Raw genomic sequence first — 13,795 nt, 5'->3', positions numbered from 1 at the left:
TTCTAGGCATTAATTGTCTAATTCCTAAAACCATAGAAACTATTATTGAAGCTTTATCTTGTTTAAGCTTTCTCGTTTTAATTTTTCGATAATAAACCTGTCTATCTAACCCGAACAAAGTACAGGCAAACACTACTGTTTGTTGTTGTTCTTCTTTAAAAATGTCGATTGTTCGGGTGAGGAGTTTTTTCGTATATCAATTTGATATTCTTTCTCTGCTAGATTTATCATCATATCAAAAATAATAGACTTTTTATCTGCTACAAAAGCTTGTTGTTCTAAAAGAGCTTTTTGCTTTTCTAATAACTTTACCTGGGCTTCAAGCTCCATTATTTTCTGCTCTGGTGATTTTGACATAATAGTTGGTGTTTGATTTTCCCAATCAAAGTTACCAAATTTTCGCAACCATTGTACAATAGTGGAGCGAGATTGTATACCATAGTTTTTTTTAACTTGAGTAATTGAAATTTGTCCTCGTTCTATTTCTTGAACAATTTGTAATTTAAAAGACATAGGGTAGTCTTTTTGTGTACGCTTTACATACCGAATTTCTTCATTTCTTTCCATTTGGATACTTTTTGTGTATCGCTATTTCAGGACAAGACATTTTTAAAAAAGAAAAAGCCCAAAGTAATTTTCTTTGGACTTTTTAAAATTATTTCATTGCTATCTATCTTACTCTTCTAAAAACTTAGCAATCATTTTGTCAATTTTTTTTGTAATATTTAGAACTAATAAATCATCTACTAAATTTATTTTTTGTTCTTTATCTACTATTATAGTTGTTGGATATTCTTTTATTTTAAACTGTTGCAACGTTTTAAAACCACTTGGAATTAAGGTGAAATCAAAAGATTTTTTCTTAATGAATTCGCTTAAAATTTCTTTTGAATCAAAAGTAACTGCAAAAAAAGCAACATCTTTATCTTTATATTTATCTCTAATTTTATTTAAGTCTGAAATTTCTTCGACACAAGGTTTACACTTTACAAACCAAAAATTAAGTACAATAACTTTATCTTTTAAACTTTCTAAAGAATATGAAACGTCATTTATATCTTTCAATTCTAAACTATCTAATACAGAATTATCTTGGTTTTTAAACTCTCTTTTTTGGTTTTTCAAATCTTCTTTTAGCTTTAAATCTCTAGCTTTTTTTTCTTCTAAAGACTGCTTTTTATAAACTATAAAAAATTCTCTACAAGATTTGTTTAAATAATAGTTTTGAATATAAAGTTCAAAAGATTTATCTAAAATTAAAGAATCTTTAATTCTATTGTTAAAATTTTTACCATTTTCAAGATAAGCGTTTTTAATTTTCAAAGTATCCGAAACAGCTAACTTAAAAAACTCATCTTTTTCAATTTTGACAAAATTTTTTGGAATAAAAGAATACTCTTGTGCATTTCCATTTATCCAAAATAGTAGAAGTAAAACATATAAATTATTCTTCATTTATTTCTCTTTTGCTTAGAAGTATATTTTTATAACAATCTGATATCTAATTCTAAAAATCCTCCAACATTTTAGAAATTTCGTCTAATTTTGGAGTTAAGATAATTTCAATTCTTCTGTTTTTTGCTTTCCCTTCTGTGGTGTCGTTGGAAGCTATAGGAGCAAATTCTCCACGACCGGCTGCTGTTAAATTCTTTTTGTCGATGGTTTTGTTTTCCGATAAAATATTTACAATTGCTGTAGCTCTTTTGGTAGATAAATCCCAGTTGTTTTCTACAGAACCAATGCTTCCTGAAAATTTATCGTTATCGGTATGGCCTTCAATTAAAACGGAGATTTCTGGATTTTCGCCTAGTACTTTTCCTAAAGCTACAACTGCCTTTTTACCTTCAGAACCTACGGTCCAACTTCCTGATTCAAATAACAATTTGTTTTCCATAGAAACATACACTTTGCCGTTTCTTTGTTCCACAGTTAATCCTTTTCCTTCAAAGGCATTCAACGCTTTTGATAAATTGTCTTTTAATTTATTCATACTGGCATCTTTGGCAGCAATCATTTCTTCCAATTCGTTTAAACGTTTAGAACTTTGCTCTAACTCGGCTTTTAATTTATTCAAACGCTCTTGTTCGGCATTTAAAACTTTTTGTTTGGCATCTAATTCGGCTAATAACTCTCTGTTTTTATTGATATTGGCTGCTAAAGCTTGATTACTATCTTTTTCTAAAGCATCATAAGAAGCTTTTAAATTGTCATAATTTTTCTTTGTAGCTGCATAATCTGTAGCTAATTTATCTCTTTCAGATTTTGTTTTATCTAATTGAGATTGTAAATCTTTTAACTTTAAATCGAGTCCGTTTTTCTCGGTTTTTAAGGCTGTATTTTCGTCATACAAATTGTTGCGTTCTTTTTTTACATCTGCAAATTTGTTTTCTAAATCATTGTATATTTTTTTTGAAACACATGAAGTTGTTAATGCAACTAGTACTAAACTTAAGGCAAGTTTTTTTATCATTTTTTTTTTTTTTTTTTTGCCACAAAGGCACTAAGACACTAATTTATTTTCTCTTTTTTTGTTTAATTCTCCTCTTCTCAAAATCTTTCTATCTTTTTGTATTATATTTCTTAAACTAGCCGTGATGGTAATGAAAACCCTTTTTGTGAAAAACGGCTGTTTTTTATTGCTGTAAAAAAGCGACCCAAGAAGCTCTTTTTACAGTTAGAAAAACGCTGTTTTTGCAAAAATGTTGTAATGGACAGCGCGATTAGCTTCTGAAAATTAATCTATTTCTACTAAAACTGGACAATGGTCTGAATGTTTGGCTTCTGGTAAAATTAAGGCTCTTGAAAGTCTGTCTTTTAAGGGTTCATTTACCAAACAATAATCGATACGCCAACCTTTATTGTTGCCTCTGGCTCCTGCTCTATAGCTCCACCAACTGTAATTATGAGGTTCTTTATTAAAAAACCTGAAAGTATCAATAAAACCTGATTTCATAAAAGTATCTAACCAAGCGCGTTCTTCGGGTAAAAAGCCTGAAGTATTTTTGTTTTGAGCAGGATTGTGAATGTCTATAGCTTCGTGACAAATGTTATAATCACCACAAATTACTAAATTTGGGAAGGTAGTTTTTAATTGATCAATATAATTTTGAAAATCGTCCATGAACATAAATTTATGGTCTAATCTCTCCTCATTTGTTCCAGATGGTAAGTAAAGACTCATTACTGAAATTGAATCAAAATCGGCACGAATGATTCTTCCTTCAAAATCCATGTGTTCAATTCCAGCTCCAAATTCAACATGATTTGGTTTGGTTTTGCATAAAATTGCAACACCACTATATCCTTTTTTTTGAGCGGAAAAATAATATTGATAAGGATAACCAGCTTTGGTAATATCTTCGGTTGGAATTTGATCTTCGTTGGCTTTGATTTCTTGCAAACAAATCACGTCTGGATTGGCTTGTTGCAACCATTCTAAAAACCCTTTTGTGATTGCTGCTCTAATCCCATTTACATTATAAGAAATTATTTTCATATGTAGATTTTATTTCCTTCAAAATTACTAAAAACCCTTTGTTAAATGAAAATGCTTTATATATTTATTAACAGGTTTATGAATATTATAAAGGTTCTAATAATTGTTAATATTTCATTTATCGATTTATTTTGGTTTAATAACTTTTACTTATATTTGTGGTTAAGTCAAATAACAAAAATATGGGATTAGTCACTGCCAAAGAGGTAGCAAAAGCTATAAATCTAGACAAATACGGTTTTGTTGGAACTTTTATAGGTTGGTTGTTAATGAAACTGACCAAAATATCTACTTTAAACAAATTATACAACAGAAATAAACACTTAAAAGATACGGCTTTTTTAAATGCGTTATTAGATGATTTAGAAATTAAGTTTGAAATTCCAGAAGATGATTTAAAAAGATTACCTAAAACAGGTCCATACATCACCATTTCTAACCACCCATTAGGCGGAATTGACGGTATTTTATTATTAAAATTAATGTTGGAAAGAGAACCTGATTTTAAAATAGTTGCCAATTTTTTATTGCATAGAATTGAACCTATGAAACCTTACATAATGCCAGTAAATCCTTTTGAAAATCATAAGGATGCCAAATCTAGCGTTATTGGTTTAAAAGAAACCTTACGTCATTTAAGTGATGGCAAACCCTTGGGTATTTTTCCAGCTGGTGAAGTTTCAACCTATAAAGACGGTAAATTAGTAGTGGACAAACCATGGGAAGAAGGTGCTATAAAGTTGATAAAAAAGGCCAATGTTCCTGTTGTTCCTATTTATTTTCATGCTAAAAATAGTAGGCTTTTTTATATTTTATCAAAACTTAATGACACTTTTAGAACTGCCAAATTACCTAGTGAATTATTAACTCAAAAAAGAAGAGTAATTAAAGTTAGAATTGGAAAACCAATTACTACAAATGAGCAGAAAGAATTTGAAACTCTTGAATCGTACGGTGAATTTTTAAGAAAGAAAACCTACATGCTTTCCAATTCATTTGAAGATGAAAGCTCTTTTTTAAAAGCTCCTAATTTAAATTTAAATTCGCCTAAACCACCCAAAAGCATTGTACTTCCTGCAGATCAAAATAGTATGAATGAAGAAGTTGAAAAACTTAGAGCTTCTGATTCAAGATATTTTATAAGTAAGAATTATGAGGTGTTTTTCACAGAAGCTAAGAATATTCCGAACATTTTACATGAAATTGGAAGATTAAGAGAAATTACTTTTAGAGAAATTGGTGAAGGAACTAATAATTCTATTGATTTAGACAATTATGATCAATACTACCATCACATGTTTTTGTGGGATGATGCTACTAAAAAAGTCGCTGGTGCCTACCGTATGGGTATTGGTTCACAGATCTATGCAAAATACGGGATGAATGGTTTTTATCTAACAGAATTGTTTCGTTTTGAACCCGAAATGCAAGATATGATGCGCCAATCCATAGAAATGGGAAGAGCTTTTATTGTTAAAGAATACCAGCAAAAACCAATGCCTCTTTTCTTGTTATGGAGAGGAATTATGTTGACAACTCTACATTATCCTGAACATAAATATTTATTAGGTGGTGTTAGCATCAGTAATAATTTTACTGAATTTTCAAAGTCGTTAATGATTGAGTTTATGAAATCACACTATTATGATCCTTACATTGCTCAATATGTGCATCCAAAGAAAGAATTTAAAGTAAAACTAAAAGATGCTGACAAAGAGTTTATTTTTGATGAAACCGAAGCGGATTTGAATAAATTTGATAAAATTATTGACGAATTAGAACCAGGTGCACTTAGATTACCTGTTTTATTAAAAAAATACATTAAACAAAATGCTCGATTAGTAGCTTTTAATGTGGATCCATTGTTTAACAATTCGGTTGATGGTTTAATGTACATTAGGATTGCTGATATTCCTGAAAGCACTATGAAACCTGCTTTAGAAGAATTTCAAGCTGAATTGGAACGTAAATTGGCAGAAGAACATTAGCTTTTGGATTTTAAATTTTCAGCAGATTTCTGGATTAATTCACTAATAATGTCTGTTGAATTTGCACAATGATTAATTTAAAAATTTGATAATAAATAAATTAGCTTGTTTTTAAGTCTAACTTTTGTATGTAGATTTCTCAAAAAATCACCTCCAAATCGATTGTTCTAAAATAGAATCTAAACTGTTTTCTCTAATAAAAAAAATAAGCCGAATACTGTGATAAATGATTAAAAAACCAGCTAAAAAATAAGCTGCTTTTTTGTTGTAGAACCATTTATTAAAATAGACATTACCTGTTTTTATTTCAACCAAAAGCAATAAGATTAAAAACACACAAAAAGGGACTACAATTGGCCCTAAGATATGATAACTGATGCTTTTAAGAATATTTCCATCATAAAAGTATACAATTGATTTTGTAATGCCACACGAAGGACATGGGAAACCAGTTGCCATTTTTAAAGGACATAACGATTGTTCTTTTTCTAAAGAATTATTGGTGTTTTGTAATCCTAATAAAAAAGGTATAACAAGCACTGCTAAAGCACCTGATATACCTATTATTCTATTTAGTACGAACTTTTTGATTAGTACAGCTTGTTTATTTCCGTTTGAACAATCATTGCAGTTATCATTGGAAAGAAAAATCCTAAAACCAATAATAAAACTGAATCGTCTTTTTGTGGTTGATTAGTCAATTCGTAAACTTTTGGTAAACCATCTCTACCAACTAACCAGTAGAAAAATAAACTTAAGCCGCAACAACCTGTTACAATTGCAATAAGTGGTGAAATGACTTCCTTTTGATTGGCTGCGTTTATTACTTCTGCAATTTTTACATTCCAATAAATTAAGTATAATCCGCATGTGAAAAATCCTAATAATAAGACTACAATTGGATCTACCTTAAAATAAGGAATGTTTGGAATTGGATTGTTTTGCTTGTCAGATGAACCGATTACTTCCATGATGATTTGTTTTAGTGATTGATGATTAATTGTTAAAGAAAAGTTGCGTCAATAGGTTCCCAAAGTTCAATTTTATTTTTGTCTGAATCTAGAATCCAAGCAAACTTTCCATATTCATAAGTCTGCATTTCACCCAAAATTGTTACACCTTCTTGCGATAATTTTTTTAAAAGCAATTCCAAATCATCAACTCTAAAATTCTGCATGAAAGGTTTTTCCGAAGGTTCAAAGTAATTGGTATCGTTTTTAAAAGGACTCCATTGCGTAGCACATTTGTTTCCTTGTTCATCATTCCACCAAAAAGTACATCCATAATCGTCAGTATTAAAACCCAAATGTTTTTTATACCATTCTTTTAATTCTGAGGGATTTTCAGTTTTAAAGAAAAAACCTCCAATACCTGTTACCCGTTTTGGTTTAGTAATTTTGACTTGATTTTGAATGTAAACCGTCTTAATTTTATCCACAATGTTTTGTGCTAATTTTTCATGACTTTCAAAAGTCCATCCCGCAATGTGAGGTGTTAACAAAACGTTTTCCGCTTGACGCAAATATTCGAAACTTTCGTTCTTACTTTCTTCTTCAAATAAATTTTCAAAAGATAACTTTTCGTATTCTAACACATCTAAACCAGCTCCTAAAATTTTTCCAGATTGTAATGCCTCAACTACATCGGAAGTCACAACGCTTTTTCCACGTGCTGTATTAAGTAACCAAAAAGGTTTATGAAAAGCAGTAATAAAATCAGAATTTACCATTTTATCTGTTTCTGGTGTCCATGGAATGTGCAAACTCAGCACATCAGCTTTTTCTTGCAAAACTTCCAAAGCAACTTGTTTGGCATTGACATCAGCAATATTATTTTGAATATCGTAACATAAAACTTCCACATCAAAACCTCTTAGTTTTTTTGCAAAGGCTTTTCCCATATTTCCATAACCAATAATACCAACTGTTTTTCCGTCCAACTCATGTCCACGATTGGCTTCCCGATTCCATTGTCCGTTTTTGACTTCAAAATTGGCTTTATTTAAGTTGTTAAAAAGGGATAATAACATTCCTAAAGCTTGTTCACCAACTGCATTTCGATTGCCTTCAGGAGCAGCAATAAGATGTATATTTTTTGAAAGCGCATACGCACAATCTATACTTTCTAGACCAGCACCAACTCTTGCAATGAACTGTAAATTTGTAGCTTTATCAATAAATTTTTTATCTATTTTGAAACGACTTCTAATTACAATTCCATGGTAGTCATGAATTTTAGCTTCAATTTCTTCTTTTGTAGATTTGAAATCTGCTTCATTTTGAAAACCTAAAGCTTCGAGCTGATTCCATAACAAAGGATGATTGGAATCTAGATGAAGAATTTTAATGTTTGATAACATAATTGACTATTAAAATCTAAAGATAATTTTTTTATAAAACTTTTTATATTTAAATTTACTTATAAAATATATATGATGCAAAAATTATTACTAATAATACTTTTGTCTTTCCAAATAACAAAGGCTCAAAAAACCTATTCTTTTGATTATGAGTTAAATTATACTTTTATATCGGATAGCTCAAAAATATATAATCATAAATATTTTCTTAATTCTCGTGATAACAATTATCAGATGAATTTGATTACATCAACAATCGACACGCTAAAATATGACCTATATTTAAGTATTTATGATTATGCCTATCTAGATACTGATGTAGATAAAAATGAATTTAAAACAAATGAAAAATTAAATGTTCCATGTAATAATATCTTTAAATACACTAATATCTATAAAAAAAAAGCGAAAGAATATTCCTATTTTAATTATGAAGATACTCTTATAAATGGAATTTCATATTATCATTATGCCTTAAAAAGTAATAAAAGTTTAAAATACCAAAAAAGAAAAAAACTGGCTCAAAAACATTTTATTGTAACTAAAGAGCATAAAGATTTTTTGCCTTTTTTAAATTTTTCTACTGCTTTAGAAGTTTGGAATAATAATAAAAATAGTGTTCCAAACGGAATCGTATACATGACTTACATATTAAATTATAAAAACGAAATTAAAAATCTATTTTTGTTAAAATCAATAAAACCTTCAAAAAAAGAATTAATAATACCAAAAGATTGTGAAATTCAACCAAAATATGGCGGATTAATTATTCGAAATATGTAGCTTTAATTGAATAAAAATATATCAAATAACCAATTACAATAAGTTCTAATAAAGTAGATAAATAAGAACCTTCAAAACCGAAAGCTCCACCATTTATTTTGTTAGGATTTGTAATTGAAAAATTGAAAATTGAAAAAAATCTTGTCCGCTAACGTTAAAACCAAAAAGCTATTGAAAAAAAATCCAACTGAAATGTAAGGCAATTGGAAACCATAAATTTCTGTTCTGAATATAGGTAATTCCGAGTAAAATTCCTGCAATAAATAGACTTAAAAAACTAAACCAATCCGTATTTGGATTCATAATATGGAGTAAAGTAAATAAACTTGAATATACTATCAAGGCTAGATATTTATTCATGGAAAACATTAAATTACCAAGTATGTAACCTCTACAAAAAACTTCTTACACAACAGCAACAATTATAAATAATCCAATGGAAATTAATAAATCTTGAAAATTAAAATCAATAGTACTTAGTTAAATTTCATTTGAAAAATAAATCACCGAAAAACCCACTGCCATTATTATAAAACCAACTAAAATTCCATAAACAATATCCTTTTATTCTTTGATCTAAATGAAAACCTAGATTAATAAAAGTGTCTTTATCAACCCCTTTTCTAAACAAAAAAACGATAAAAAACAACCCTAATAAATCGAAGAAATGAATAATTAAAGTTTGAAAAGGTGTTTTTTCGCTACCAAAATCTTCTTAAGAATTACCTAAAAAAATTTCCGATAATTTGGAAAAAAGCGGTACAAAAAATATAAGGTAAAATAAATAACAAAACTCTTGACCGACCAGGAAAACTCGGATTTTTATCTGTAATTTCTATAAGTTTTTGCATCTTCAATTATTAAAATCCTAACATTGCTTTTGCTATAAAAAAGTAAATTAAAATTCCACAAATATCGTTACTTGTAGTTATAAATGGTCCTGTGGCAAGTGCAGGATCAATTCCGTATTTGTCTAATGTAATAGGTATAAATGTTCCTAAAAATGATGCTACAATAATTACTGCCAAAAGCGCTGTAGTTACTGTAAAAGCAACTTTTATATCAGAACTTAACAAAAAATAACATCCTAAAAACAGAATAATTCCTAAAATTAATCCGTTAAATAAACTCAACGAAAATTCTTTTACCAAACGTTTCCATAAAGAGCCGTTTAATGTATTATTAGCTATACCTTGAACAACAATTGCCGAAGATTGTACCCCAACATTTCCTGCCATTGCTGCAATTAACGGAATAAAAAAGAACAATTCGGCATGTTCTTTCATGGCAGCATCAAATAAACCTAGAACTTTTACAGAGATAAATCCTCCAAACAAAGCCAAAACCAACCAAGGCAATCGAGCTTTTGTAAGTTCTAAAATACTATCATCAGCCTCCACATCTTGAGAAATACCAGCTGCTAATTGGTAATCCTTATCGGCTTCTTCTTTGATTACATCCACAATGTCATCAATGGTAACTCTTCCTACAAGTCTTCCCAATTCATCAACTACAGGAATAGCTTCCAAGTCATATTTTTGCATGATACGAGCAACCTCAACGTTTTCTGTATCTACTTTTACATAATCCACTTTAGGAATATAAACTTCACTAATTGGTGTTTTTGTAGAGGTTGTTAATAAATCTTTTAAAGACAATCTTCCTTTTAGTCTTCCTTCGTCATCAACAACATAAATGGAATGAACTCGCGTTACGTTTTCTGCCTGAGCACGCATTTCTTTTACACAAGTAAGCACGTTCCAATTTTCATTGACTTTAACTAGCTCTTTTGCCATTAATCCACCAGCAGAATCTTCATCATAACGCAACAAGTCAACAATATCTTTGGCATGTTCAACGTCTTCTAGTTCAGAGATTACTTGTTCTTTTTTTTCTTTTGAAAGTTCGGCAATAATATCGGCAGCATCATCAGTACTTAACTCATCTAACTCTTCTGCAATTTCTTTAGCCGTAAGATTTTTAAGAATTTTTTCACGAACTTCATCATCAAGTTCTAATAAAATTTCCGCTGTCTTTTCGGAATCTAAGGTGTTGAAAATATAACTTGCTTCATGACTTTGAAGTTCGTCCATAATTTCGGCAATATCAGCAAAGTGAACGTCTTGAAGCAAATCATTTAATTCTTGCTCTTTGTTTTCACTAATTAATTGCTCAATGTGAGCTATAAAGTCTTTGCTGATTTTAAATTCCATCGGCTGCAATTTTTTGGGTAATTTCTACAAATTGATCTACAGAAAGTTGTTCTGGTCGAAGGTCAAAGATACTATCTTCTTTTAAACTATCCGAAAAAGCATACGATTTTAAACTGTTTCTTAAGGTTTTTCGTCTTTGATTGAAAGCTGTTTTTACTACTTGAAAAAACATTTTTTCATTACAATCTAGTTTGAAATTTTCTTTTCGTTTTAAAATCAAAACACCTGAATCGACTTTTGGTGGTGGATTAAAAACAGTTGGCGGCACTGTAAACAAATATTCGGCATCATAAAAAGCTTGTGTGAGCACCGATAAAATTCCGTACACTTTACTTCCTTTTTTTTCGCAAATTCTTTGAGCTACTTCTTTTTGAAACATTCCAGCAAATTCTGGTATTTGATTACGCATTTCCAGCGCTTTGAAAACAATTTGAGATGAAATGTTATATGGAAAATTTCCAATAATGGCAAATTCTTCTTCACCAAAAACTTCTTTTAAATCGTATTTTAAAAAATCTTTTGAAATGATGTTTTTAGCTAAATTGAGATAATGCGTTTCTAAATAAGCAACAGATTCTGTATCAATTTCAACCACAAATGTTTCTGTAGGTTTTTCTAACAAGTATTTTGTTAAAACACCCATTCCTGGACCAATTTCCAAAGTTTTTTTGTACCCTGAATAACTCATGCAATCTGCTATTTGTTGCGCAATACTTTCGTCTGTTAAGAAATGTTGTCCTAAATGTTTTTTTGCTTTTACTGACATTTTTTTGTGGTTATGGGTTAGTTTTCAGCATGAAAATATTCATCCAAAACTTCTAATTCTGTTCTGAAAGCCAACATTTTATCACCAAAAAGTTCTAAACTTTCTTGTCTTAATTTTGGAGCATGATTTTTATAATACTCGTTTAATTTGTCTCTTGAATCTACAAAAAATTGAACCGAATAGGTAGCGCCTTCCTCTTCTTGAACTAAAACTTTTACAAATCTTGCGTTCTTAAATAAACCTGTTGCTAACACGTCTGAAATGTGTTTGTTTTTCATCCATAACAACCATTTGTCGTGAACGCTTAAGTCAATATTTATAGTTATGTTGTATATTATCATATTGGGTTTTGAGTAATGTTAAGGGTTTTAAATAGTGTCACCTCTTAAAAGGCGATACTGTTTTCTTGCATCTGTAAAATAGATACTATCTTGATGATTAAAAATCATTTTCTCGTATAAAGGTTTTGCTTTTTCGCTTTCGTTGAGTTCTTTTCTATAAATTTCTGCTGAAAAATACAAGGCTTCATCTACATAAATTCCCTCAGAATGATTCTCTAAAATAAGGTTGTAATATTTTAATGCATTGTTAAAATCTTTCTTTTTTTCGTATATTTTAGCAATTTTATAAAGCGTTCCATCTATAATCACATCATCTTTATGTTGTTCTAAAATGGTTAAAAAACCAACCAAAGCTTCATCATTTTTGTTTTGAAACATTTTTAAATCTGCTTTTGCAAACGATTTTAGAGCCAATCGTAAACTGTCTTCAGCAGAATTATCACTAATTAATAAAAACAATTCAATAGCATCATTAGCAATTAATAAACTTGGTGATTGTTTTAAAACTTTTACCTGTTGCAAAGCCCAATCAAAATCTTGTTTATAGTAACTTGCTTTGGCCATTTTCATGCTTGCTTCATGCGATTTTTCGTCATTTTTAAACGATTCTGTAATTTGAGCATAATACAAAATTGCTTGATTAAACTTTTCGCTAAATACCAAAATATCGGCCAATTCCATTTTGACTTGACTTTGTTGTCGTGGAGAAATATTGAGCTCTAAAGCATTTTCTAAAGTAGCTTTTGATTGGTCCAATTGGTTAAAGTAAAAAGCATCAAAATGAGCTGAGAGAATTTGCAATTCTAAAGTAAATGGAGACGTTCCAAATTGTTTCAATAAAGTTGCAATTTTTGTTTGAATTGCAGGATATTGTTCTGGTGAAGCTTTATCAATTTCTAAATTCATCAAATAAATATTAGCTGCAATTTGCAATCCAAAATCTTGTGTGTTTTCAAGAACGAATTCAAAAATAGTTTTAGCCGTTTCCGATTCGTTTTCTTGCATGGCATATTGTGCCAAACTTATGATGTTATTAAACCCTTCTGGATTTCTTTTGTAAATGGCTTTTTCTTGTACAAAGGCTTTTCCGTATTCTTTTTGTTGAACAAAATACCAACTCAAAAATTGATTCCAAAAAATATCTTGAGATTTTTGAACACGAATTAATAGAGCTTTTCTGATATAATCTGAAAAAGTTTCGTCGGCAGTATCTGTCATAAATCTAGTCAACTGATTTTGAACTAATACAACGTTGTTTTGGTTTGTAAATGAATAATCCAATAGTTTATCAACCATTAGTTCTATATTACCATTTTGTCCTTGTAAAAGAGCAATTTGATAATCAAAATTTAAGTTTGGATTTCCTAAAACACCAACTTCATAGCTTTTTATTGCCCAATCAATTAATGATTTTTTTTCAAAAGCAGCTGCAACCGAATAGGCATAATTGGATTGTACTGCTACTTGTTCAATAGCTAAATTATATTGCTCGTTGGCTTTTAAAGTGTTTTTTTGAAGTTGAAAATTATAGCCTAGTTCTATGTTTAAAGTTGGATTTTTACTTTGATTTAATCTTTCAAAAATAATTTTTTCAGACTTATCATATTGTTTTAATTGCTGATAACTTTCTACTATTTTTTGATAAACCGTATAATTGTTAGGTGCTTTTTGAAGAATTTCTTCATAAATACTAATAGCTTTATCAAACTCACCTCTGTCAAAATAATTATTCGCTAATTCAACACTTTGAGCCGAAACAAAAAGTGAACCTAAAAATAGAATAATAAAGATTTGTTTTTTCATCATGCAATTTGTACTTGTATTATGGATATTCTTTAAATAAATAATG

Annotated in this window: 13 protein-coding genes and 2 pseudogenes; 2 read left to right on the top strand and 13 right to left on the bottom strand. The window is 29.4% G+C overall.

Translation table 11 applies throughout. From position 1 onward, the window contains the following. Positions 1 to 132 precede the first annotated feature (132 nt). From ACTF56_RS01565 to ACTF56_RS01550, 4 genes are all read right to left on the bottom strand, one after another. On the bottom strand, positions 133 to 567 hold the full coding sequence (locus ACTF56_RS01565) for a transposase (protein ID WP_438965145.1): 435 nt from the start codon (positions 565 to 567) through the stop codon (positions 133 to 135). Positions 568 to 675: 108 nt separating this feature from the next. Continuing rightward, positions 676 to 1,455, bottom strand: a complete 780-nt coding sequence (locus tag ACTF56_RS01560) for a peroxiredoxin family protein (RefSeq protein WP_438965144.1) — start codon at positions 1,453 to 1,455, stop codon at positions 676 to 678. Between the two features lie 52 nt (positions 1,456 to 1,507). Next, a complete protein-coding gene (locus ACTF56_RS01555) occupies positions 1,508 to 2,470 on the bottom strand; it encodes an OmpA family protein (RefSeq protein ID WP_438965143.1) in 963 nt (320 codons plus the stop codon). 264 nt (positions 2,471 to 2,734) lie between these two features. Then, positions 2,735 to 3,496, bottom strand: coding sequence for an exodeoxyribonuclease III (locus ACTF56_RS01550; protein ID WP_438965142.1), 762 nt, complete (start codon positions 3,494 to 3,496; stop codon positions 2,735 to 2,737). A 182-nt stretch (positions 3,497 to 3,678) separates the two neighbouring features. Between ACTF56_RS01550 and ACTF56_RS01545 the strand changes: the two genes are divergently transcribed. After that, entirely contained in the window at positions 3,679 to 5,484 is a 1,806-nt protein-coding gene (locus ACTF56_RS01545) for a GNAT family N-acyltransferase (RefSeq protein ID WP_438965141.1), read from the top strand. Between the two features lie 147 nt (positions 5,485 to 5,631). Here ACTF56_RS01545 and ACTF56_RS01540 read toward each other — a convergent pair whose 3' ends face one another. The 4 genes and pseudogenes from ACTF56_RS01540 to ACTF56_RS01525 form a co-directional block, all read right to left on the bottom strand. Continuing rightward, positions 5,632 to 6,024 (bottom strand): DUF2752 domain-containing protein, encoded by a 393-nt coding sequence (locus ACTF56_RS01540; RefSeq protein WP_438965140.1) that lies wholly within the window; start codon positions 6,022 to 6,024, stop codon positions 5,632 to 5,634. Between the two features lie 50 nt (positions 6,025 to 6,074). Further along, entirely contained in the window at positions 6,075 to 6,455 is a 381-nt protein-coding gene (locus ACTF56_RS01535; RefSeq protein WP_438965139.1) for a DUF4234 domain-containing protein, read from the bottom strand. A gap of 32 nt (positions 6,456 to 6,487) precedes the next feature. Beyond that, complete coding sequence (locus ACTF56_RS01530; RefSeq protein ID WP_438965150.1) at positions 6,488 to 6,922, bottom strand: VOC family protein; 435 nt, start codon at positions 6,920 to 6,922, stop codon at positions 6,488 to 6,490. Beyond that, positions 6,899 to 7,843, bottom strand: a pseudogene (locus tag ACTF56_RS01525) (2-hydroxyacid dehydrogenase); the annotation flags it as partial. The gene ACTF56_RS01530 and the pseudogene ACTF56_RS01525, both read right to left, overlap by 24 nt. Before the next feature lie 72 nt (positions 7,844 to 7,915). Between ACTF56_RS01525 and ACTF56_RS01520 the strand changes: the two are divergent. Next, a complete protein-coding gene (locus ACTF56_RS01520) occupies positions 7,916 to 8,626 on the top strand; it encodes a hypothetical protein (protein ID WP_438965138.1) in 711 nt (236 codons plus the stop codon). Positions 8,627 to 8,794: 168 nt separating this feature from the next. On the opposite strand, the pseudogene ACTF56_RS01515 reads toward ACTF56_RS01520, so the two are convergent. From ACTF56_RS01515 to ACTF56_RS01495, 5 genes and pseudogenes are all read right to left on the bottom strand, one after another. Next, positions 8,795 to 9,019, bottom strand: a pseudogene (locus ACTF56_RS01515) (lysostaphin resistance A-like protein); the annotation flags it as partial. A gap of 467 nt (positions 9,020 to 9,486) precedes the next feature. Next, complete coding sequence (gene mgtE, locus ACTF56_RS01510) at positions 9,487 to 10,839, bottom strand: magnesium transporter (RefSeq protein WP_438965137.1); 1,353 nt, start codon at positions 10,837 to 10,839, stop codon at positions 9,487 to 9,489. Then, the gene (gene rsmA, locus ACTF56_RS01505) at positions 10,829 to 11,605 is read right to left on the bottom strand and encodes a 16S rRNA (adenine(1518)-N(6)/adenine(1519)-N(6))-dimethyltransferase RsmA (RefSeq protein WP_438965136.1); all 777 of its coding nucleotides are present in this window, start codon (positions 11,603 to 11,605) and stop codon (positions 10,829 to 10,831) included. The genes mgtE and rsmA overlap by 11 nt, the downstream gene beginning before the upstream one ends. Before the next feature lie 17 nt (positions 11,606 to 11,622). Continuing rightward, a complete protein-coding gene (locus tag ACTF56_RS01500) occupies positions 11,623 to 11,946 on the bottom strand; it encodes a DUF4286 family protein (RefSeq protein WP_438965135.1) in 324 nt (107 codons plus the stop codon). Positions 11,947 to 11,973: 27 nt separating this feature from the next. Further along, positions 11,974 to 13,752, bottom strand: a complete 1,779-nt coding sequence (locus tag ACTF56_RS01495; RefSeq protein WP_438965134.1) for a tetratricopeptide repeat protein — start codon at positions 13,750 to 13,752, stop codon at positions 11,974 to 11,976. Between the last annotated feature and the right edge of the window lie 43 nt (positions 13,753 to 13,795).

It is taken from the genome of Flavobacterium sp. (assembly GCF_965657075.1).
In the GTDB taxonomy this organism is placed as follows: domain Bacteria; phylum Bacteroidota; class Bacteroidia; order Flavobacteriales; family Flavobacteriaceae; genus Flavobacterium.
Note: the sequence above shows the minus strand (reverse complement) of the source record. Positions and strands in the feature narration are given on the sequence as shown.

Excerpts from the sequence above, each read along its gene's own strand:
- ACTF56_RS01565 (WP_438965145.1), bottom strand. The coding sequence starts at position 567 with ATGGAAAGAAATGAAGAAATTCGGTATGTAAAGCGTACACAAAAAGAC.
- ACTF56_RS01560 (WP_438965144.1), bottom strand. The coding sequence starts at position 1,455 with ATGAAGAATAATTTATATGTTTTACTTCTACTATTTTGGATAAATGGA.
- ACTF56_RS01555 (WP_438965143.1), bottom strand. The coding sequence starts at position 2,470 with ATGATAAAAAAACTTGCCTTAAGTTTAGTACTAGTTGCATTAACAACT.
- ACTF56_RS01550 (WP_438965142.1), bottom strand. The coding sequence starts at position 3,496 with ATGAAAATAATTTCTTATAATGTAAATGGGATTAGAGCAGCAATCACA.
- ACTF56_RS01545 (WP_438965141.1), top strand. The coding sequence starts at position 3,679 with ATGGGATTAGTCACTGCCAAAGAGGTAGCAAAAGCTATAAATCTAGAC.
- ACTF56_RS01535 (WP_438965139.1), bottom strand. The coding sequence starts at position 6,455 with ATGGAAGTAATCGGTTCATCTGACAAGCAAAACAATCCAATTCCAAAC.
- ACTF56_RS01520 (WP_438965138.1), top strand. The coding sequence starts at position 7,916 with ATGATGCAAAAATTATTACTAATAATACTTTTGTCTTTCCAAATAACA.
- mgtE (WP_438965137.1), bottom strand. The coding sequence starts at position 10,839 with ATGGAATTTAAAATCAGCAAAGACTTTATAGCTCACATTGAGCAATTA.
- rsmA (WP_438965136.1), bottom strand. The coding sequence starts at position 11,605 with ATGTCAGTAAAAGCAAAAAAACATTTAGGACAACATTTCTTAACAGAC.
- ACTF56_RS01500 (WP_438965135.1), bottom strand. The coding sequence starts at position 11,946 with ATGATAATATACAACATAACTATAAATATTGACTTAAGCGTTCACGAC.
- ACTF56_RS01495 (WP_438965134.1), bottom strand. The coding sequence starts at position 13,752 with ATGATGAAAAAACAAATCTTTATTATTCTATTTTTAGGTTCACTTTTT.